This is a genomic window from Stenotrophomonas sp. ASS1 (genome assembly GCF_004346925.1).
GTDB classification, from domain to species: domain Bacteria; phylum Pseudomonadota; class Gammaproteobacteria; order Xanthomonadales; family Xanthomonadaceae; genus Stenotrophomonas; species Stenotrophomonas maltophilia_A.
Genome location: NZ_CP031167.1, coordinates 199,322 through 220,530 on the forward strand (window position 1 = coordinate 199,322; position 21,209 = coordinate 220,530).

General features: G+C 66.7%; 16 protein-coding genes. 10 read left to right on the plus strand and 6 right to left on the minus strand.

Annotated elements, in window-relative coordinates; all coding sequences use genetic code 11:
* Window positions 1-281 precede the first annotated feature (281 nt).
* Complete coding sequence (locus MG068_RS00890; protein WP_132808802.1) at window positions 282-1,325, plus strand: GGDEF domain-containing protein; 1,044 nt, start codon at window positions 282-284, stop codon at window positions 1,323-1,325.
* 42 nt (window positions 1,326-1,367) lie between these two features.
* Window positions 1,368-3,857, plus strand: coding sequence for a putative peptide modification system cyclase (locus tag MG068_RS00895; RefSeq protein ID WP_132808804.1), 2,490 nt, complete (start codon window positions 1,368-1,370; stop codon window positions 3,855-3,857).
* 3 nt (window positions 3,858-3,860) lie between these two features.
* Here MG068_RS00895 and MG068_RS00900 read toward each other — a convergent pair whose 3' ends face one another.
* Window positions 3,861-4,148 (minus strand): NHLP-related RiPP peptide, encoded by a 288-nt coding sequence (locus MG068_RS00900; RefSeq protein WP_132808806.1) that lies wholly within the window; start codon window positions 4,146-4,148, stop codon window positions 3,861-3,863.
* 120 nt (window positions 4,149-4,268) lie between these two features.
* Here MG068_RS00900 and MG068_RS00905 point away from each other — a divergent pair, with 120 nt between their 5' ends.
* Window positions 4,269-5,465, plus strand: a complete 1,197-nt coding sequence (locus MG068_RS00905; protein WP_071229560.1) for a putative peptide maturation dehydrogenase — start codon at window positions 4,269-4,271, stop codon at window positions 5,463-5,465.
* A gap of 18 nt (window positions 5,466-5,483) precedes the next feature.
* On the opposite strand, the gene MG068_RS00910 is transcribed toward MG068_RS00905, so the two are convergent.
* From MG068_RS00910 to MG068_RS00920, 3 genes are read right to left on the minus strand one after another with little or no spacing between them, the layout of a single operon-like run.
* Complete coding sequence (locus MG068_RS00910; RefSeq protein WP_132808808.1) at window positions 5,484-7,466, minus strand: acetyl/propionyl/methylcrotonyl-CoA carboxylase subunit alpha; 1,983 nt, start codon at window positions 7,464-7,466, stop codon at window positions 5,484-5,486.
* 26 nt (window positions 7,467-7,492) lie between these two features.
* Complete coding sequence (locus MG068_RS00915; protein ID WP_049400582.1) at window positions 7,493-9,103, minus strand: carboxyl transferase domain-containing protein; 1,611 nt, start codon at window positions 9,101-9,103, stop codon at window positions 7,493-7,495.
* Between the two features lie 10 nt (window positions 9,104-9,113).
* Window positions 9,114-10,277: an isovaleryl-CoA dehydrogenase gene (locus MG068_RS00920; RefSeq protein WP_014645571.1), complete on the minus strand. Its 1,164-nt coding sequence runs from the start codon at window positions 10,275-10,277 to the stop codon at window positions 9,114-9,116.
* Window positions 10,278-10,438: 161 nt separating this feature from the next.
* Here MG068_RS00920 and MG068_RS00925 point away from each other — a divergent pair, with 161 nt between their 5' ends.
* The 3 genes from MG068_RS00925 (at window position 10,439) to MG068_RS00935 (ending at window position 13,339) form a co-directional block, all read left to right on the plus strand.
* A complete protein-coding gene (locus tag MG068_RS00925) occupies window positions 10,439-11,047 on the plus strand; it encodes a TetR/AcrR family transcriptional regulator (RefSeq protein ID WP_005407661.1) in 609 nt (202 codons plus the stop codon).
* A 205-nt stretch (window positions 11,048-11,252) separates the two neighbouring features.
* The gene (locus MG068_RS00930) at window positions 11,253-11,771 is read left to right on the plus strand and encodes a c-type cytochrome (protein WP_005407662.1); all 519 of its coding nucleotides are present in this window, start codon (window positions 11,253-11,255) and stop codon (window positions 11,769-11,771) included.
* A 125-nt stretch (window positions 11,772-11,896) separates the two neighbouring features.
* Entirely contained in the window at window positions 11,897-13,339 is a 1,443-nt protein-coding gene (locus MG068_RS00935) for an ExeM/NucH family extracellular endonuclease (protein ID WP_132808810.1), read from the plus strand.
* Window positions 13,340-13,399: 60 nt separating this feature from the next.
* On the opposite strand, the gene MG068_RS00940 is transcribed toward MG068_RS00935, so the two are convergent.
* Window positions 13,400-14,257: an EamA family transporter gene (locus MG068_RS00940; RefSeq protein ID WP_132808812.1), complete on the minus strand. Its 858-nt coding sequence runs from the start codon at window positions 14,255-14,257 to the stop codon at window positions 13,400-13,402.
* A gap of 43 nt (window positions 14,258-14,300) precedes the next feature.
* Between MG068_RS00940 and MG068_RS00945 the strand changes: the two genes are divergently transcribed.
* Window positions 14,301-14,972, plus strand: a complete 672-nt coding sequence (locus MG068_RS00945) for an alpha/beta hydrolase (RefSeq protein ID WP_132808814.1) — start codon at window positions 14,301-14,303, stop codon at window positions 14,970-14,972.
* A complete protein-coding gene (gene zapE, locus MG068_RS00950; RefSeq protein WP_132808816.1) occupies window positions 14,969-16,069 on the plus strand; it encodes a cell division protein ZapE in 1,101 nt (366 codons plus the stop codon). The genes MG068_RS00945 and zapE overlap by 4 nt, the downstream gene beginning before the upstream one ends.
* 75 nt (window positions 16,070-16,144) lie before the next feature.
* Here the strand turns inward: zapE and MG068_RS00955 are convergent, their stop codons facing one another.
* Window positions 16,145-16,981 carry a DUF2884 family protein gene (locus MG068_RS00955; RefSeq protein WP_132808818.1) on the minus strand — a complete coding sequence of 279 codons (837 nt, stop codon included), beginning with the start codon at window positions 16,979-16,981 and terminating at the stop codon, window positions 16,145-16,147.
* 552 nt (window positions 16,982-17,533) lie between these two features.
* On the opposite strand from MG068_RS00955, the gene MG068_RS00960 reads away from it, so the two are divergent.
* Together MG068_RS00960 and MG068_RS00965 are read left to right on the plus strand one after the other, a co-directional pair.
* Window positions 17,534-19,936 carry a ribonucleoside-diphosphate reductase subunit alpha gene (locus MG068_RS00960; protein WP_132808819.1) on the plus strand — a complete coding sequence of 801 codons (2,403 nt, stop codon included), beginning with the start codon at window positions 17,534-17,536 and terminating at the stop codon, window positions 19,934-19,936.
* A 118-nt stretch (window positions 19,937-20,054) separates the two neighbouring features.
* On the plus strand, window positions 20,055-21,074 hold the full coding sequence (locus MG068_RS00965) for a ribonucleotide-diphosphate reductase subunit beta (RefSeq protein ID WP_004153683.1): 1,020 nt from the start codon (window positions 20,055-20,057) through the stop codon (window positions 21,072-21,074).
* Window positions 21,075-21,209 lie beyond the last annotated feature (135 nt).

Sequence of the window (21,209 nt, forward strand, 5' to 3'; positions counted from 1 at the left end):
GGGGACCTGCCGGCGTTGTTGTATCGATGCAAGGGAGCAGCGCGCAGCAGCGTCAATCAGGCGCACCCCCGCGTGCCGGCAACTTGGCCGAAAGCCTGTGAAACCCAGCATCGGATTGATCCAGCAGGGGTTTTGCCCGGACACCCGTGACCAGAACGGGCCACCACCGATCTTCACATCAATCAAGATCGGCAGACGGGTCAAAATGAGATAGGGCGCACACTTTAAAGCGGTGCTATGCTCCGCGGCTCACCAGGGGACGCTGGCGGCGGGTGCAGGGAATGACCGGCAGGGGTGCGGCCGAGAACAGTGATGTGACGTCAGGTATCGCCCGGGTGGCGATGGCCGAGATCGTGCACGCGCTGCTTTCCACTGCTGAGGTTGCATTGTTCGCCAGATTTGCCCGTCCATGCAAGCTTCATGCCGGACAATGGTTGTTCCAGCGTGGCCATCGCGGCGAACGGATGTATGTGATCCTCCAAGGCCAGATCGAACTGGACTTCGGCGAGGACCTGGTGATCAAGACGCTCGGCCAGCATGAGTTCTTCGGTGAGCTTGGCCTGCTGGTCGGCGATCACCTGCGCAGCGCCAGTGCACGCGCGCTGGCCGACTGTGAAGTACTGGAGCTGGGCCCGGCCGACTTCCATCGCCTGGTGGAATCCGATCCCGGCCTGGTCGCCTACTTCCTGCGCCGTACGATCATGCGCGTGCTGACCAACGAGCAGGCGCTGATCAGCCAGCTGCGTCGGCGCAACCACGATCTGGAAACCGCGCTGGACAACCTGTACATCACCACCCACCAGTTGACCCACACCCGTGAACTGGTACGTACCGATGAACTGACCGGGCTGCACAACCGTCGTGGCCTCACCCTGTACCTGCAGGAATGCCGCGCCGATGGCGAAGGGTTGCCGCAGGCACTGCTGCTGATCGACTGCGACCGCTTCAAGCAGATCAATGATCGCCACGGCCACCAGGCCGGCGACCGTGTACTGCAGAGCATGGGCAACATCCTGCGCTCGATGGCCGGCGAACAGGACCTGGCCTGCCGCCTCGGCGGCGATGAGTTCTGCCTGATCCTGCGCCGTGGCAACCATGAGATCGTGCAGCACGCGGCCGAGTTCATCCTCAGCGCGGTGCATGGCCTGCTCGAACGCAGTCATGGCACGCCGCACGTCAGCCTGGTCAGCATCGGTGCCAGCCTGCTGGCGCCGGAGGCGGGCTGGAGCGAGTGGTACGCCAACGCGGACCGCGCGCTGTACCAGGCCAAGCGCGATGGTGGCAACTGCCTGCGCTGGGGCGGCGACTCCGAAAGCGGACAATGAGCAGCAGAGGTGGCAATGGACGGCATTCCGGATTTTCTCCCGATGCAGAGTTCGCAGGTGCGGACTCTGCTGTTCACCGATCTGTGCGATTCGCTGCAGCTGGTCGAGCGGATCGGTGACATTGCCGCCGCTGAGCTGTTCCAGCAGCATGACCGCCTGGTGCTTGGCCTGCAGCAGCGCTGGAACGGCCAGCTGATCGATCGGTCTGACGGATTGTTCATCCTGTTCGAACGTCCCATCGATGGCATCGGCTTTGCTCTTTCCTACCAGAACGCCGTTGATGCACTGGGGCGCGAACGTGGCGTTGTTCTGCGTGCACGCGCCGGCCTGCACGTGGGTGACGTGCTGCTGTGGAACAACAGTGCCGAGGCCGTTGCCCACGGCGCAAAACCGGTGGAGGTGGAAGGCCTGGCCAAGCCCATGGCTGCGCGCCTGATGCAGCTGGCGTGGCCTGGACAGGTCCTGCTGTCCGCGGCCGCCGAACAGATGACGCGTCGGGCAGCCAGCGAACTGCCCTGGGCGGCTGACGAGCTGCGCTGGAAGGATCACGGCTGCTGGCGCTTCAAGGGCATCGGCGAACGCCAGGAAGTATTCGAAGTGGGATTGCGTGGCAGCGCCCCGCTACGTCGCCCGCGCTCGGGTGAAAAAGCGTGGCGGGATCTGCCGCTGTGGCGTCGCCCAGCGGCGCTGGTGACCGAGGCGGCACTCATGCTGGCGCTATGCGGAGTGCTGTGGACGCTGTTTCGGCCGGCACCGGCCATCGCCTTCGCCGAACGCGACTGGGTGATCGTGGCGGCGGTGCACAACGCCACGGCTTATCCCCAGTTGGACAGCAGCCTGGAGCAGGCGCTGTACATCAGCCTGGGGCAGTCGCGTTTCGTCAACATCCTCAGCGAGCTGAAGGTGCGTGACACCCTGCAGCTGATGCAGCGGCCGCCGCAGGCGCGGCTGGACCGCAGGCTGGCCATCGAGGTCGCGCTGCGTGACGGAGTTCGTGCGGTACTGATCCCCAGTGTGCTGGAGCTCAATGGCAAAGTACGGGTCAGTGTCGAAGTCGTGGATCCGCGTAGCGGACAGACCGTTTACACGCGCTTTGCCGACGGTCGCGGGCTGGATTCGATCCTCGCCTCGACCGATCACGTGGTTGCGGCGCTGCGTACCGACCTTGGCGAAGCGCTTCGTGACGTCGGCGCAGACCAGCGGCCGCTGCCAACCGTGGCTACCGCCAATCTGGACGCACTGCATGCCTATGCCAAGGGCGTCGATGCAACGGCTGCCGCGCGCTATGACGATGCGTTGATGTTCTTCGAGCAGGCGACCCGGCTGGATCCTGCCTTTGCCTTCGCCTACGTCGGGCAGATGAACATCCAGCACGCAAAGGGCAATCTGGAGCAGGCCGCGGCGCTGTACCGCAAGGCGGTCAGCCAACGTACGCACCTGACCGCGCGCGACCAGCTCTATCTCGATGCCTGGGCGGCCGATTTCGAAGGGGCACCGCCTGCACGCATCGCTGATAAATGGCGCATGCTGACCGAGTTGTACCCGGACGACCCGGCCGGCTGGATGAACTACTCGATGGTGCAGTTCGCGCAGGGTGACTACGATGGCGCACTGGCCGCGACGCAGCCGCTGCTGGGACGCCAGCATTCGCGCCGTGCATTGGTGCTGGCGTTTGTTGCACGCATCCAATTGGCCCGTGGCGAAGCCTCCGCAGCGGAAGCAGCCCTGCGCGGTGCGCGGCTGCACCCGGGTTGGAACGGCGATGGCATGGAGCCGGTGATTGCCGCATTGGCTGGCGATTTCGACGCGGCCAACGCCGGGTTCACCGCGATGGGGCCACTGGGCCCCGGGACACGCATGGAGCGGGCTGCCGTGCTGACCATGCAGGGTCGCAGCGCTGAAGCTGCGGGCGACATGCAGCAGGCTGCGTCGCAGTGCCCCAGCGCAGGTGGGATGTGTGACATCCTCGCTTTGCAGGCGCTGGCCTGGCGCGCACGGCAAGGCGTTTCCGTGCCGGGGCAGGAGTACCAGCAGGTGCTCGATCGCGCGCTCGCGGCGATCGATCGTGGCCAGCCTGCACCGGCACGGCGCAACGCATTCATCGCTCTTGCCGCTGCCTACCATGCGCTGCGCGCCGGCCAGGCAACGGTGGTCATGCAGCGAAGGGACGCGCTGCAGGCGCTGCCCGAACGCGACGACGATCCGCGCCTGCGCGAACTGTGGAACCTGCTGCAGGCACGCATGGCCCTGGACGCTGGAGAAACGCTGCGTGCACAGCAGTTGTTGGCGCAGCAGCGCCAGGCAAGTTTGTTCCAGTGGCGCGTGCTGCAGTTGGATCTGCTGCGATCCCAGGGTCAGCACGATGCAGCGCAGCGTCAGCTGCGCTGGCTTCAACACCATGCCGGCCTGGCCTTTGCAGAGAACATCGGCGACTACGCACTGCTGCCGTTGAACGTGAACGACGTGCAGCGGCTGGCATTGATGGAGAGTCCCGTGGCCTCTCACAGCAGCCCGGACGCAGCGGCACCCTGATCGTTACTCCTGCTGGAGACCAGGCAAGCCATCCTCGAACAGGAACGGCACATTGAAGGCGGCGCGTGTCCCAAGCAGGGTCCGCATGCGTGATGCGGCCTGGGCGAACTCCATCTTGCTGCCCAGGGACGCCAGTGATGCACGGCAGGCACGCACGGTGTCTTCGTCCGCACCCAGTGCGAGCAGGGCCAGGCCGGGATCCTTGGCAAACTCGGACCGGAAGGCATCATCGCTGGCCAGGCGCTCCAGCAGCTGCTGGGCAACGTCGGCGGAAAGGGGGGAAGCAGACATGGGATCAGCACCAGCAGAATGGGAAAATGGAATTATCGGCGGTGGCGCCGCGAAGTTGATGGGTACGTGCACCCGCCACGCTATGATCGGCGCCCCGAACAGCCCTCGGATGCCATTGCGATGAGATTCCGTCGTTGCCGGACCTTGTTCGTCGAGCCGGTCGAACGCCCGTCCTTCAACCTGCAGGAACTGCTGGCTGGTGGTACCGGCGTGCAGCTGCAGCCGGTCCTGCAGGTGCGTGCGGCGCACCTGCCGTCGGTGCAGGTGATCGACGCGGAAAGCTGTGCCTGGTTGCTGGCCTGCAGTGCCGAACAGTGGCAGCCGTTGCCGGAAGCAGCGGACGCGCGCGGTCGGGTGCTGTCATTGCTGCAGCAGGGCCTGCTGGTCAGCGATGATCCGGCCCACGCCAAGGCCTGCGCTGCCGAGCAGCGCCTGCGCGATAGTCATTGGTGGCCGCTGTCGGCGCTGCACTACCAGCAGTCGTGCTGGGACGAGGTGGACAGCGTGCAGGACATGGAGCAGCACCAGCTGGTGACCGCACGCGATCTGGTGCGCAGCTACGGCAGTCCGCCACCCGAGGCACCTCCGCGTATACATGGCGCGCAGGCACTGCCGTGCTACGAGGATGATCCGATGCAGTCGCAGCTGCAGGCACGGGCTACCTGCCGCAACTTCGATAGCGCGCGTGCGCTGCCGTTGCCACTGCTGGCGCGCGTGCTGCAGCAGGTGCTGATGGCACAGGCCGAGGTGGAAACCGATCCAGGTGTGCGGTTCCTGAAGAAGAACGTGCCTTCAGCCGGCAGCCTGCATCCGCTGGAGGCCTACTTGCTGGTACGCAACGTGGAGGGAATGGCCCCGGGGCTGTATCACTACCATGCGGTGGCGCACGAGCTGGGCCGGCTGCCGGCACAGCCACAGGACCTGGAGTCGCTGTGCCAGCGCTTGCTGGCCGGGCAGCATTGGTTCGCCGATGCACACGTGCTGCTGGTGCTGGTGTGCCGCTTCGAGCGCAACTTCTGGAAGTATCGGAACCATGCCAAGGCCTACCGCGCTGTCACGCTGGATGCAGGCCATGTTTCACAGGCACTGTATGCGTCGGCCACCGCACTGGGCCTGGGCGCTTTTGTTACAGCGGCCATCAATGAATCCGAGGCCGGGCGTGCGCTTGGCCTGCAGCCGATGGCCGAAGGTGCGTTGGCGATCTGCGGGCTGGGCTGGCGCAGTGGCACAAAGATCACCGCGGAGCTGGACCCGGATGGCCACGTGTGGCCGCGGGCGGACCCACGCGCAGGGAATGCCGATGCAGCCGGGCCCTAGGGCCCGGCGCGTCATCGTTCACGCCGCTTCGAAGTCCACCAGCACCGCACCGTCACCCACCTGGTCGCCGGCCTTGGCGCGGTAGCCCTTCACCGTGCCGTCTGCCGGTGCCTGCAGGGTGTGCTCCATCTTCATCGCTTCCAGCACCACCAGCGGCGTGCCGCGCTTGACCTCGGTGCCGGCCGCGACCAGTGTCGCGACGATCCTGCCCGGCATCGGCGCCAGCAGGCTGTCGGCATCGGCCACGGCGTGGTCCGATTCGCCCACCGGATCGTGCAGGGTGAAGCGGTGCTGGCCATCGGCGCCGAACAGATACAGCTGGTCGCCTTCGCGCAGTAGCTGCAACGACCAGCGGCGCTCGCCCAGCAGCACGGTCAGGTGCTGCGCATCGGCCGTGCCAAGCACCTGCACCGGCGCGGCGTCATCGCACTGCACGCGCCAGCCATCGGTCTGCGTCCACACCTTCAGCGTGTGCTTGCGTTCGCCCTGCTGCAGCGGCAGCACGCGCGATGCCGATGCGCCAAGGCGCCAGCCGTCCTGGGCCTGCCACGGCGAATGCGGATCGCGCGCGTCGGTGCTGGCGCCGCCCGTGCTTGCAACCGCAGCCACGGCGGCCAGCAGCCACAGGGCATCATCCGTGTCGCCCACTGCACTCAATGCCGCCTGTTCGCGTTCGATCAGCGCGGTGTCCAGCTTGGCGTGCGCGAACGAATCGGTGTTCACCAGGCGGCGCAGGAAGCCGGCATTGGTGGTCACGCCCACCACCTGGCAGTCCGCCAGCGCCTGGCTCATGCGGCGCAGGGCGGCATCGCGGTCCACGTCCCAGACGATCAGCTTGGCGATCATCGGGTCGTAGTACGGGGTGATGCTGTCGCCTTCCTCCACGCCGGTATCCACGCGCACATGGGCCGACGGGGTCGGCAGGCGCAGGCGGCGCAGGGTGCCGGTGGAGGGCAGGAAGCCCCGGTCGGCATCTTCGGCATACAGGCGCGCTTCGATGGCGTGGCCGTGGATCGCCAGCTGTTCCTGGCGCAGCGGCAGCGGCTGGCCCGAGGCCACGCGCAGCTGCCACTCCACTAGGTCGGTACCGGTGATGTACTCGGTCACCGGGTGCTCGACCTGCAGGCGGGTGTTCATTTCCATGAAGTAGAAATCGCCGTCCGGGCCGGCAATGAACTCCACCGTGCCGGCACCGACGTAGCCCACTGCGCGCGCGGCATCGACTGCCGCCTTGCCCATTGCAGCGCGACGTTCTGCGCTCATGCCCGGCGCCGGCGCCTCTTCCAGCACCTTCTGGTGGCGGCGCTGCACCGAGCAGTCGCGCTCGAACAGATAGACCGCCTCACCGTGGCTGTCGCCGAACACCTGGATCTCGATATGGCGCGGGCGCTCGACATACTTCTCGACCAGCACGTGGTCGTTGCCGAACGCCGAGGCCGCCTCGCGCTGGCAGCTGGCCAGCGCATCGACGAAGTCCTCGCTGCGCTCGACCTTGCGCATGCCCTTGCCACCGCCGCCGGCGCTGGCCTTGATCAGCACCGGGTAGCCGATGGCGTCGGCCTGTGCGCGCAGGAAGTCCGGCGCCTGCTGGTCGCCGTGATAGCCGGGGGTCAGTGGCACACCGGCCTTGGCCATCAGTGCCTTGGCCGCGCTCTTGTCGCCCATCGCGCGGATGGCGCTGGCCGGCGGGCCGATGAAGGTGATGCCGGCCGCCGCGCAGGCATCGGCGAAGTCGGCATTCTCGGACAGGAAGCCGTAACCGGGGTGGATCGCCTGCGCGCCGGTCAGGCGTGCGGCATCGAGCAGGGCATCACCGCGCAGGTAGCTCTCACGTGCGGCGGCAGGACCAATGTGGATGGCTTCGTCGGCCAGCCGCACGTGGCGCGCGTTGCGGTCGGCATCGGAATACACCGCCACGGTGGCGATGCCGAGGCGGCGGCAGGTGGCGATGACGCGGCAGGCGATTTCGCCGCGGTTGGCGATCAGGACTTTGGTGAACATGGCAACAGGCTCGGTCATGGCACGGGTTACATGCGGAACACGCCGAAGCGCGTCTGCTGCGGGGCGGCGTTGAGGCTGGCCGACAGCGCCAGGGCCAGCACCCGGCGGGTGTCGGCCGGATCGATCACGCCGTCATCCCACAGGCGCGCGCTGGCGTAGTACGGATGGCCCTGCTGCTCGAACTGGTCGCGGATCGGTGCCTTGAATGCATCTTCCTCCACTGCCGGCCACTGGCCGCCCTTGGCTTCGATGCCATCGCGCTTGACCGTGGCCAGCACGCTGGCGGCCTGTTCGCCGCCCATCACGCCGATGCGCGCGTTCGGCCACATCCACAGGAAGTTCGGCGAGTATGCGCGGCCGCACATGCCGTAGTTGCCGGCACCGAACGAACCACCGATGACCACGGTGAACTTGGGCACCTTGGCGCAGGCCACGGCCATCACCAGCTTGGCGCCGTCCTTGGCGATGCCGCCCTGTTCGTACTTGCGGCCGACCATGAAGCCGGTAATGTTCTGCAGGAACACCAGCGGGATGTTGCGCTGGGTGCACAGCTCGATGAAGTGTGCGCCCTTCAGTGCCGACTCGGAGAACAGGATGCCGTTGTTGGCGATGATGCCGATCGGGTAGCCGTTCAGATGCGCAAAGCCGGTCACCAGCGTTGCGCCGTAGCGCGGCTTGAACTCATCGAAGCGCGAGCCATCGACCAGGCGCGCGATGACCTCGCGCACGTCGTAGGGCTTGCGCGTGTCGGCCGGGATCACGCCATACAGCTCGTGCGCCGGCAACAGTGGTTCCTCGTTGGCCTGCACCGCCATCGCCGGCTCCGGCTTGCGCCAGTTCAACTGCGCGATGATCGCGCGCACCCGCGCCAGCGCCTGCAGGTCGTTGTCGGCCATGTGGTCGGCAACGCCGGAAATGCGCGTGTGCACGTCGGCACCGCCCAGTTCCTCGGCCGTCACCACTTCACCGGTGGCGGCCTTCACCAGCGGCGGGCCGCCGAGGAAGATGGTGCCCTGTTCGCGCACGATCACCGTCTCATCGCTCATCGCCGGCACATAGGCGCCGCCGGCGGTGCAGCTACCCATCACGCAGGCAATCTGCGGGATGCCCTGCGCGGACAGGTTGGCCTGGTTGTAGAAGATGCGGCCGAAATGATCGCGGTCGGGGAACACCTCGTCCTGCAGCGGCAGGAAGGCGCCACCGGAATCGACCAGGTAGATGCAGGGCAGGTGGTTCTGCTCGGCGATCTCCTGCGCGCGCAGGTGCTTCTTCACCGTCATCGGGTAGTAGGTGCCGCCCTTCACCGTGGCGTCGTTGGCCACGATCACGCATTCCACGCCGCTGACGCGGCCGATGCCGGCCACCACGCCCGCGGCGGGCACGGCGTCTTCGTACATGCCGTGTGCGGCCAGCGGCGCGATTTCCAGGAAGGCGCTGCCGGGATCGAGCAGGGCGTCGATGCGGTCGCGCACCAGCAGCTTGCCGCGTGCGGTGTGCTTGGCGCGCGCGGCTTCGCTGCCGCCCAGCGCGGTGCGGGCGAGGGTGGCATGCAGGTCGTCGACCACGGCCTGCATGGCGGCGCGGTTGCTTTCAAACGTTTCGCTGCCCGGTTGCAGCTGGCTGTTCAGGACGGTCATCGCGTTGGCCTTACAGGGTGCGCTGGAACAGTTCGCGGCCGATCAGCATGCGGCGGATCTCCGACGTGCCGGCGCCGATTTCATACAGCTTGGCGTCGCGCCACAAGCGGCCGGTCGGATATTCGTTGATGTAGCCGTTGCCGCCCAGGATCTGGATCGCCTGGCCGGTCAGCCAGGTGGCCTTCTCGGCGGCGTACAGAATGGCACCGGCGGCATCCTGGCGGGTGGTGCGGCCCTGGTCGCAGGCGCGCGCGACGGCATAGACGTAGGCGCGGCACGCGCCCAGCCCCACGTACATGTCGGCAATCTTGGCCTGGATCAGCTGGAAGCTGCCGATCGGTTCGCCGAACTGGTGGCGCTCGTGCACATAGGGCATGACCACGTCCATGGCCGCGGCCATCAGGCCCAGCGGGCCACCAGAAAGGACCACGCGCTCGTAATCCAGGCCGGACATCAACACGCGCACGCCACCACCGACCTGGCCCAGCACGTTTTCTTCGGGAATCTCGCAGTCCTGGAACACCAGCTCGCAGGTGGGCGAGGAGCGCATGCCCAGCTTGTCCAGCTTCTGCGCGGTGGAGAAGCCCTTCATGCCCTTCTCGACCAGGAACGCGGTGATGCCCTTGGCGCCGGCCTCCATGTCGGTCTTGGCATAGACCACCAGCACGTCGGCGTCCGGGCCGTTGGTGATCCACATCTTGTTGCCGTTGAGCACGTAGCGGTCACCGCGCTTGTCGGCGCGCAGCTTCATCGACACCACGTCCGAACCGGCACCCGGCTCGCTCATCGCCAGCGCGCCGACCAGGCTGCCGTTGCACAGGCCGGGCAGGAAGCGCTGCTTCTGTTCTTCGTTGCCGTTCTTGCGCAGCTGGTTCACGCACAGGTTGGAGTGCGCGCCATAGGACAGGCCGATGCCGCCGGAGGCACGCGAGATTTCTTCCATCGCCACCACATGGGCCAGGTAACCCATGCCGGTGCCGCCGTATTCTTCTTCCACGGTGAGGCCGAGCAGGCCCTGCTCGCCCAGCTTCGGCCACAGGGCCAGCGGGAACTGGTTGCTGGCATCGGCCTCGGCGGCCAGCGGTGCGACCTCGGCGGCGGCAAAATGGGCCACGCTCTGGCGCAGCAGGTCGATGTCTTCGCCAAGATCGAAGTTCAGGGATGGCACGTGCATTGTGGTGGCTCCACGGCGGGATGGCAGGAAATGGACGCACCCGGCGGGGGAGCGGGCGGCGGTCTGCAGGACCGCTGCCCGCACGGGCGATTGGACCCCAGCGTAGCGGGGTTCGGGTAAGAAGTGAATACAAATTCAAAAATTGAAACTAGAATCAAAACATGGCCTACAAACGCTCTGCACTGATGGAAGAACGCCTGGCCGGGGCCCGTGAACGGATCCTGCTGGCCACCCGTGAGCTGGTCGCCACCGGCGGCTGGCGCAATGCCCCGGTGACCGCCGTGGCGACCCAGGCGGGGGTGTCCACCGGCCTGATCTACCGGCACTTCCCGTCCAAGGCCGAGCTGTTCGTGGAGGTGCTCAACGCCGCGGTGGCCCACGAGGTCGCGATCATGGAGCGCATCGCCAGCGGCCCGGAGGTGGCCAGCGAGCGCCTGCGGTTGGCGATCACCGCCTTCGTCCGCCGCGCACTGGCCGGGCCGGGGCTGGCGCATGCCTTCATCGTCGAACCGGTCGACCCGGACGTGGAAGCCGAGCGCATGCGTGGTCGTCGCGCCTTCGGCGACGTGTTCCTGCGGCTGGTGGAGGAGGGCGTGGCCGCCGGTGAGCTGCCGGCACAGGACGCGCATGTGGCGGCCGCCTGCCTGGTCGGCGCCTTCACCGAGGCGATGGTCGGCCCCACCGCGCCCAGCCGCGAAGCACACCGCGACGAAGACGCACTGGTGGATGCGATCTGCAGCTTCTGCCTGCGCGCGATCGGCGCCCGGTAATCCGGTAGAGCCGGTCGCTGGCCGGCTTCTGCACGATCCATCCGGCGGGCTGGCGATGCCGGGTAGCGGCCGGCACTACCGGGTCCGAATGCTGCGCCGCACCAGCAGTGACGCCTGTTGTCGCACGCAAAGCGCGTTCTATACTCGGTCCATCACGCAGTCGCTCAGCCGTGGTCCAACGACTATCAGCCAGGGGTAACGAAGAGTGCGGAATTACGATCTGGAGTTCCTGAAACGCTTCTCCATGGTGATCGCGCTGCTGGCGACCATCACCCTCGGCCTGATCCTCCTTGCCGCTTACATCCACACCCGGATTCCGCCCGAGGTGTCGCCGACCGCGGCCAAGCGCACCGAGCAGCGCATCTCGCCCACCGGCGCGGTCTATGCCGGCAGCACCGGCGCCGCCGCGCAGGCTGCGGCCAAGGCCGCCGCGCTGGCCAAGGCCGCCTCGCAGGTGGCCTACGGCGGCACCAAGGACGGCAAGGTCATCTTCGACAACCTGTGCACCGCCTGCCACACCACCGGCGTGGGCATGGCGCCGACGCTGGACCATTCGCACTGGGACAAGCGCATCGCACAGGGCAAGGACACTCTCTACAAGCACGCCATCGAGGGCTATACCGGTCCGGATGGCGGCATCATGCCGCCCAAGGGCGGCAACCCGGCGCTGACCGAGGAACAGATCCACGCCACCGTGGACTGGATGCTGGGCAACCTGAAGTAACCGGTAGTGCCGGCCAGCGGCCGGCACTCCCCAGGCTTTGCCCACCAAGGTCAAAACCCTGCCCGCAGGCGGGGTTTCGCATTTCAGGGTTAGTCTGTGCGCCTCTTCCATGGAGTCGCCCGTCGATGCGCCGCCGTTCCCTCGCCCTTGCCCTGTCCCTGCTGCTGCCGGCCGGCGCCTTTGCCCAGGCCCAGCCGCAGGCCGCACCGGTCGCGTCGCCGTCCGCCGCGCGCAGCAGCGCCACCGTGGTGCTGACCGCCGCGCCGTCCGACTGGCGCGCGCTGGATGGCCAGCGCGTGCGCATCGCTGCACCGCTCACCCTGGCCGGTACCGATGGCCTGGAACGCTTCGGCCAGCTCACCGTGGCCTTCGATGGCCGCCTCTGGCAGCCGACCGAAGTGGCCGCGCCGGGTACTGCCGGCTATGAGCAGGTGATGGCCGACAACCAGCGCCGCCGCCTGCTGCTGGACGACGGCAGCGAAGCCCGCGACCCGGCCAGCGTGGCCTACCTGCCAGCCAACCCGGTGCTGCGCACCGGCATGCAGCTGCGCAATGTGGAAGGTGTCGTGCACGTGGACGCACAGGGCCGTCCGCGCCTGCAGGTCGAGGGTGCACTCACGTTGCCCGAGCTGAAGCGTCCGGCGGTGCCGACGGTGCCGGGCAGCCTGCATATCGCTGCATTCAACCTGGAGAACTTCTTCAATGGCGATGGCCAGGGCGGTGGCTTCCCGACCCTGCGCGGCGCACGCACGCTGGAAGAGCACAAGGCGCAGGTCGGCAAGCTGGTGGCCACGGTCAACGCGCTCGGTGCCGACATCGCCGCGTTGATGGAACTGGAAAACGATGGCTATGGCCCGCAGTCGGCCATCGCCGAACTGGTCAGCGCCCTTAACGCCGGTCTTGCCGCCGACAAGCAGTGGGCCTTCGTCGATGCCGGCGAGGGGCCGGGCAGCAACCCGATCCGGGTTGGCATCATCTATCGCAGGAGCGCGTTCAAGCCGCTGGGCAAGCCTTTGACCAGAACCGACGGTCCGTTCGCCGAACACAGCCGCGCACCGCTGGCGCAGGCCTTCCAGGGCAAGGGCGCACCGTTCATGGTGGTCGCCAACCATTTCAAGTCCAAGGGCTGCCGTGATGCCAGCGGCGGCGATGCCGACCGCAACGATGGCCAGGGTTGCTGGAATGCCACCCGGGTGGAATCGGCAAAGCAGTTGAACCAGTGGGTGCAGGCCGAAGCTGGCCGCCTGAAGGTGAAGGACGTGGTGCTGCTGGGCGATTTCAACGCCTACGCGATGGAAGACCCGATCCGCACCCTGCATGACCTGGGCTGGCAGGACGCATTCAAGGTCGCCCAGGTCGAGCATCCTTACAGCTACGTCTACAACGGCTATACCGGCCGCCTCGACCATGCACTGCTGAGCCCGGGCATGGCCCAGCGCCTGCGCGGTGCCGCCGAGTGGCACAGCAATGCCGACGAACAGGACGCCAGCGGCTACCAGGGCCGCAACGTGCAGGGCCCGTGGCGCAGCTCCGACCACGACCCGCTGCTGCTGGGTTTCGATAAATAACGCCCAGCGCCGGGGTCGGATCCCATTCCAACGAAATGGGCTCTGACCCCGAGGCCGGGCTCAGCCCCAGGCGATCAATCCAATCGCCAGCACCGCCAGCGCCAGCCCGGCGCGGTTCCACTTCGTGGTGGTCTCGCCGAAGGCGAACACGCCCACCAGCGCGCCCAGCACCACCACGCCGATGTTCATGCCGGCGAACACGGTGGCCGGGCTCTCCGGCATGGACTGATGCGCGTGCACATAGAAAAGAATGTTGCCGCCGTTGAGCAGGCCCAGCAGCGCGCCCGCACCGAGGTTGCGCCAGGCCAACCGGCTGCGGCCACTGGCGTGCCGCCACAGCTGCAGTGCCAGCATCAGCACGAAGGCCACGCTGAAGCTGGCCAGCACCGCCGCCATCGACGGCGTGCCGGACAGCGCCACCTGCTTGAGCAGCACGTCGACCACCGCGAACCCGGCCCAGACGCCCAGCAGCCAGCCCCAGCCGCCGGGTGAGGACGCCACCGCCGGGCCGCGCGGGCGCAGGCTGATCGCCACCATCGCCAGCAGGCCCAGGCCGAGACCGGCGAGCTTCCACGGCGTCGCAGTCTGGCCGAAGAACAGAAAGGCGGCGGCCAAAGACAGCAGCAGCGACAAACGCTGTGCCACGTCGCTGCGGACGATGCCGGCCACCGCCACCGCGCGGCCCAGCACCAGGAAGATCGACGGCAGCACCACCGCCAGGGCCAGCAATGACAGCCACGGGGCATGTGGCGCGCGCAGTGCGTCCAGCGGCGGCTGCAGCACCACGGCGGTGAGCGTTGCCGCCACCAGATAGTTCCAGGTGACCATCTGCGAAACATCCAGCTGGCGGCGTCCGGCCACCTTCAACAACACCGAAACCAGCACGCTGCAGATCACGGCCAAGGACAGGTAGAGCATGGGGCGGGCACAGGGCAGGGGCAGGGGACGGTATCATGGTGCCATGCACAAGCCTTCGTTCCCCGTCGCCCCCGGCGAAACCGCCTGCCTCGAACTGGACGGCCCGGCCGGCCCGCTGGAAGTGGTCGTCGACCTGCCCAAGGCCGATGTGCCGGCGCAGCCGATCGTGGCCATCATCTGCCATCCGCTGTCCACCGAAGGCGGCACCCTGCACAACAAGGTGGTCACCATGACCGCCACCACCCTGCGCGAGCTGGGCATCGCCACGGTGCGCTTCAACTTCCGCAGCGTCGGCGCGTCGGCCGGTGAGTTCGACCATGGCGTGGGCGAGCAGGACGACCTGAAAGCCGTCGCCGCCTGGGTGCGCAGCCAGCGCCCGGATGACCGCCTGTGGCTGGCCGGTTTCAGCTTCGGCTCGTTCGTTTCTTTGAAGGCCGCTGCCGCGCTGCAGCCGGAAGCGCTGATCTCGATCGCGCCGCCGGCCGGTCGCTGGGATTTCGATGGCATCGCGCCGCCGGCGCGCTGGCTGGTGATCCAGGGCGAGCAGGATGAGATCGTCGACCCGCAGGCCGTCTACCAGTGGCTGGACACGCTGGACGTCCCGCATGAGCTGGTGCGCATGCCCGAGACCAGCCACTTCTTCCACCGCAAGCTGATCGATCTGCGTGGCGCGCTGACCCACGGCGTGAAGCACTGGCTGGGCGCGGCGGCATGAGTGCAACCGAGCTGACCCCGTCGCAGCGGTACGCGGAAGGGGTTGCCCGTGGCGACTGGCAGAACGACCCGGCCCAGCACGCAGCGCTGGCCGAACTGGACCGCATCCACCTGGGCCTGGTCGACAGCGCCGAAGACGGCTGGCTGGACCGCCTGTCCTCGTTCTGGAAGAAGCCCGAGCCGGTGAAGGGTCTGTACTTCTGGGGCGGCGTCGGCCGTGGCAAGACCTTCCTGGTCGACCTGTTCTACGACGGCCTGCCGATCAAACAGAAGTACCGCACGCATTTCCACCGCTTCATGCGCAGCGTCCACGAGCGCCTGCGCGAGCACCAGGGGCAGAGCGACCCGCTGGCGAAGATCGCCCAGGAATGGCGCAGCAACCTGCGCGTGCTGGTGCTGGACGAATTCTTCGTCACCGACATCGGCGACGCGATGTTGCTGGCACGGCTGCTGGAGCGCCTGTTCGCCGAGGGCGTGACCCTGGTGACCACCTCCAACACGGCGGTGGAGAACCTGTACCTCAACGGCCTGCAGCGTGAGAGCTTCATGCCGGCCATCGGCCTGCTGCAGCGCTTCTGCGTCGAGCTGTACGCCGAGGGTACCGAGGACTACCGCATGCGCGCGCTGACCCGCTCGCCGGTGTACCGCGCACCGCTGGCCGCCGACAGTGATGAGTGGCTGGCCACGCGCTGGAACGAACTGAGCGGCGGCCAGCCGGCCAAGCCCGGCAACATCGAGATCGAGGGCCGCAAGATTGCGGTGCGTGGGCGCGGCAAGAGCATTGCCTGGTTCGATTTCGCCGCGTTGTGCGAAGGCCCGCGTGGCCCGTCGGATTACATCGAGATCGCGCACGAGTTCAATACCGTGCTGCTGGGTGGCATCCCCGCCTTCGATCGCCTGAACGAAGATGCCGCGCGCCGCTTCGTCAATCTGATCGACGAGCTGTACGACCGCCACGTCAACCTGGTCTGCACCGCCAGCACCTCGCCGATCGAGCTGTACACCGGCCAGCGCCTGCAGGGCGCGTTCGAGCGCACCGCCTCGCGCCTGATCGAGATGCAGAGCGCCGAGTACCTGGGTACCCCGCACCGGGCGTGAGGGCGCCACCCAGGTAAATGCGTTGCCGGCCAGGGTTCCGGTAGTGCCGGCCGCTGGCCGGCATCCGCCGCGCGGTTACCGGGTCGGCGCCACGGCGTTCCCACGCGGCCGCTCATCCGGCCCGGCCGACACATGCAGGCCCGAGCCATCGCCGTGCTCTACCCGTACGCTCTCGCCGCGCTCCAGCAGCCGCAGTGGCTGGCCCTGGTAGCGCACCTCCAGCGCGTCGTGGGCCGCTGCCAGCGACTGCACCAGCGGGCACAGCGACTGTGCTTGGGCCTCGATGCGTTCGGCGCGGCCTTCCAGCTGCTGTTCCATCTGCGCGTCCAGGCGGTCGGCGCGTTCTTCCATCGCATCGCTGCGGCCGGTGAACACCTGCCACAGCACGCTGCGGGCGATGGACGCGGACAGCGACTCGGCCATGTCCTGCACCTTGGCCTCGAAGCCCGGCCCGAACACCGCCTGTTCCCAGTAGCCCTTGCCCAGCGTGCCGCCGATCCAGTCATCGGCCTGCCGGCGCAGGCGCCGGACCTTGCGGCTGTTGGCGGTGCCGGTGAGGCTCTCATAGACCCCGTCGAGCACGTCGAAGCTCAACCCGCTCACTTCATGGGCCAGCGCGGTGGCCGCCGGCATCAGCTGCCGCGCCCCGGCCTCCATCTGCCGCAGGCGGGCGGCGTCGGCCTCGCTGACCGGCACGACCGTGTCGTCCAGGCTCAGCACGCCATCGTGGAACACCACCTCGTGCGGTGCCTGCGGGCCATGCCGCAGCCAGATGCCACCGCTGTCCACCAGCACGTCATAGTCGGTGTGGATACCGCACTGGTCCGCGCGCAGCTTCGGGGTGTCAGCGGCAATTGCAGGTACGGTGACCACAGCAGCCAGCAGGGCCAAGGCGGGTGCTGACAGGCGCATGGTGGAATCCTTTCCGGTCATTGCAGGACCTCAGCATCCCGCGTTCGGCAGGCGCCGTCACCCGCCGAAAGTCACTGCGCGATGGCGATTCGTCCGGCCATACCGGCTTTCCCACCGGCTGCCCACCAGCTATCCACAGGGTTGTCCCTAGCCAGTTTCATCACTGTCATGTGAAGCTGTCATTGTTCCGTTTTCGCGGTGCGTTGTACCACCGCGATGACGCCTTTCGGGCTTGACTGCGCAGCCTGTTCCGGCAGGTCTGAAGCGTCTGATCCGGGCGCCGATGGCACGATCCTTGCGGCGCAAGGGATTGCCGAATTTCACTACATTTGGCGTTGACGGACCCCATCACCCCCACTATCTTGTGGCCGTCGGTCGCAGCAACCCCAATTCCAGGGGTGCCCGGGGTACCCATCCGCGATCGTCAACGGCAGTGGCAGGCGCAGGGTCTCATCCCCTGCGACGCCGTCCTGCCATCCTGGGCTGTCATGTCCCGGGCTGCGTCACCCGATGCATCGAGCACCCACCAATCACGCCAAGAGGACACACGCCGTGACCACCGAATCCAGCGCCACCATCGAGAAGGAAAGCGAATTCCTGTTGACGTCGCCGCCGACGGCCAACGCGATGAGTGTGACCAAGCGCAATGGCACGACCGAACTGGTGGACCTGAACAAGATCGTGCGCGCGGTGCAGCGTTCCTCCGAAGGCCTGCACGCCGTCGATCCGATGCGCGTGGCCACCCGCACCATTTCCGGCCTGTACAACGGCGCCACCACCCGCGAGCTGGACGAACTGTCCATCCGCACCGCCGCCCTGCTGATCGGTGAAGAGCCCGAGTACGGCCGCCTCGCTGCGCGCCTGCTGGCCAACTACATCGCCAAGGAAGTCTCGGGCCAGGAAATCTACGCCTTCTCGCAGTCGGTCAGCCGTGGCCATGAAGTCGGCCTGATCAACGACCGCCTGCTGAACTTCGTGCAGACCAACGCGCGCAAGCTCAACGATGCCATCGACATCTCGCTGGACCTGAACTTCGATTACTTCGGCCTGCGTACCCTGTACGACCGTTACCTGCTGCGCCACCCGCACACCCGCAAGGTGATCGAGACCCCGCAGCAGTTCTTCCTGCGCATTGCCAGCGCGCTGAGCGAGGATGTGTCCGAGACCCTGGCGCTGTACAAGCGCATGGGCAACCTGGACTACCTGCCGTCCAGCCCGACCCTGTTCAATTCCGGCACCACCCACGAGCAGCTGTCCTCGTGCTTCCTGCTGGATTCGCCGCAGGACTCGCTGGAGTCGATCTATTCCAAGTACGGCGACATCGCCCAGCTGTCGAAGTTCTCCGGCGGCATCGGCGTCAGCTACACCCGCGTGCGTTCGCGTGGTTCGCTGATCAAGTCGACCAACGGCCACTCCAACGGCATCGTGCCGTGGCTGAAGACCATGGATTCGTCCGTGGCCGCGGTGAACCAGGGCGGCAAGCGCAAGGGCGCAGCCTGTGTGTACCTGGAAACCTGGCACGCCGACATCGAGGACTTCCTCGAACTGCGCGACAACACCGGTGACGAAGCCCGCCGTGCGCACAACCTGAACCTGGCCAACTGGGTGCCGGACCTGTTCATGAAGCGCGTCGAAGCCGACCAGGAATGGTCGCTGTTCGATCCGCGCGTCGTGCCGGAGTTCACCGACCTGTTCGGCGAAGCCTTCGAGCAGGCCTACCTGCAGGCCGAAGCCCAGGGCAAGGCCAACCGCACCATCTCCGCGCGCAAGCTGTATGCCCGCATGATGCGTACGCTGGCCGAGACCGGCAACGGCTGGATGACCTTCAAGGACAAGTGCAACCGCGCCAGTAACCAGACCCTGCGCGCCGGCAACGTGATCCACCTGTCGAACCTGTGCACCGAGATCCTGGAAGTCACCTCCAACGATGAAACCGCGGTGTGCAACCTGGGTTCGATCAACCTGGGCAACCACTTCGACGAGCACAACGAGTTCGACTTCGAGAAGCTGGCCGAGACCGTGCGCCTGGCCGTGCGCCAGCTCGACCGCGTCATCGACCTGAACTTCTACCCGATCGAAACCGCCCGCCGCGCCAACCTGCGCTGGCGTCCGGTCGGCCTGGGCTGCATGGGCCTGCAGGACGTGTTCTTCCGCAAGCGCCTGCCGTTCGACAGCGCCGAAGCCCGCGCTCTGTCGAAGAAGATCGCCGAAGCAATCTACTTCCACGCGCTGGAAACCTCTTGCGAGCTGGCCCAGGAACGCGGCAAGCACCCGTCGTTCAACGACACCCGCGCCGCCGGTGGCGAACTGCAGTTCGACGCCTGGAACGTGGTGCCGGAAGACACCGCGCGCTGGGATGCCCTGCGTGCCCGCATCAAGGAGCATGGCCTGCGCAACTCGCTGATGATCGCGATTGCACCGACCGCCACCATCGCCTCGATCGCCGGCTGCTACGAGTGCGTCGAGCCGCAGGTGTCCAACCTGTTCAAGCGCGAGACCCTGTCCGGTGACTTCCTGCAGGTCAACCGCTACCTGGTGAACGAGCTGAAGAAGCTGGGCCTGTGGACTGCCGACATGCGCGACGCCATCAAGCTGGCCGAAGGCTCCATCGCCGGCGTGGCACAGATTCCGGAAACGCTGCGCGAGGTCTACCGCACCGCGTGGGAACTGCCGATGCGTTCGCTGATCGACATGGCCGCCGAGCGTGGTGCCTTCATCGACCAGTCGGCCTCGCTCAACCTGTTCATGGAAAGCCCGAACATCGGCGCGATGTCCTCCATGTACATGTACGCCTGGAAGCAGGGCATCAAGACCACCTACTACCTGCGTTCGCGCCCGGCCACCAAGATCGCCAAGACCACGGTGAGCAGCGCAGCCCCGGCCAAGGTGTTCAGCCCGGACGAAGCCATCGCCTGCTCGCTGGAAAACCCGGAAGCCTGCGAGGCCTGCCAGTAAGAGCGGCACCGCCGCGCGGTAGTGCCGGCCGCTGGCCGGCAACCCCGGCCAACGATCATCACCCACGGTAGCGCCGGGCCATGCCCGGCGGCTCACCCAGGAATTCAAGGAAACACCCATGGCCGACAAGCCCAAGCAGATGCTGCTCGATCCCGGTTTTGAACTGACCCTGCGCCCGATGCGCTACCCGCAGTTCTATGACATGTACCGGAACGCGATCAAGAACACCTGGACGGTGGAAGAGATCAACTTCCAGATCGACATCACCGATCTGCACAGCAAGATGTCGCCGGGCGAGCGTCACCTGATCCACCGCCTGGTCGCGTTCTTCGCCACCGGCGACTCGATCGTGTCCAACAACCTGGTGCTGAACCTGTACCAGCACTTGAACGCGCCCGAAGCGCGCATGTACCTGTCGCGCCAGCTGTATGAAGAAGCGCTGCACGTGCAGTTCTACCTGACCCTGCTCGACAACTACCTGCCGGATCCGGAAGAGCGCGTCAAAGCCTTCGCCGCGGTGGAGAACATCGACTCGATCAAGAAGAAGGCCGATTTCTGCTTCAAGTGGATCGACTCGATCCAGGACCTGAAGCGCATCGAGACCCGTGCCGAGCGCCGCCAGTTCCTGCTCAACCAGATCTGCTTCGCCGCCTGCATCGAAGGCCTGTTCTTCTTCGCGGCCTTTGCCTACGTGTACTACTTCCGTTCGCGCGGCCTGCTGCCGGGCCTGGCCTCGGGCACCAACTGGGTGTTCCGCGACGAGAGCGCGCACATGGAGTTCGCGTTCGAGTCGGTGCGCGTGGTGCGTGAGGAAGAACCGGACCTGTTCGACGAAGAGATGAAGCAGCAGGTCTACGACATGCTGGCCGAAGCCATCGAATGCGAGGTGCAGTTCGCCGAGGACGTGCTGTCCGGCGGCGTGGCCGGCATCTCGACCCGCGACATGCGCCAGTACCTGCAGCACTGTGCCGACCAGCACTTCGCCAAGCTGGGCATGGAAAAGAAGTACAACGTGCGCAACCCGCTGCCGTTCATGGAACTGCAGGACGTGCAGGAGCTGACCAACTTCTTCGAACGCCGCGTCTCGGCCTACCAGGTCGGCGTGCAGGGCGAAGTCGCCTTCGACATGAACTTCTGATCGAACCGGTCAGATCTGTCGCAACGAGAAACCCCGGCCAGCGCCGGGGTTTCTTGTTGGTAGCGCCGGGCCATGTCCGGCGGAGCCTGCCTGGTGCTACCGGCCGTCATGCTGCACGCGGGCCTGTGTAGAGTC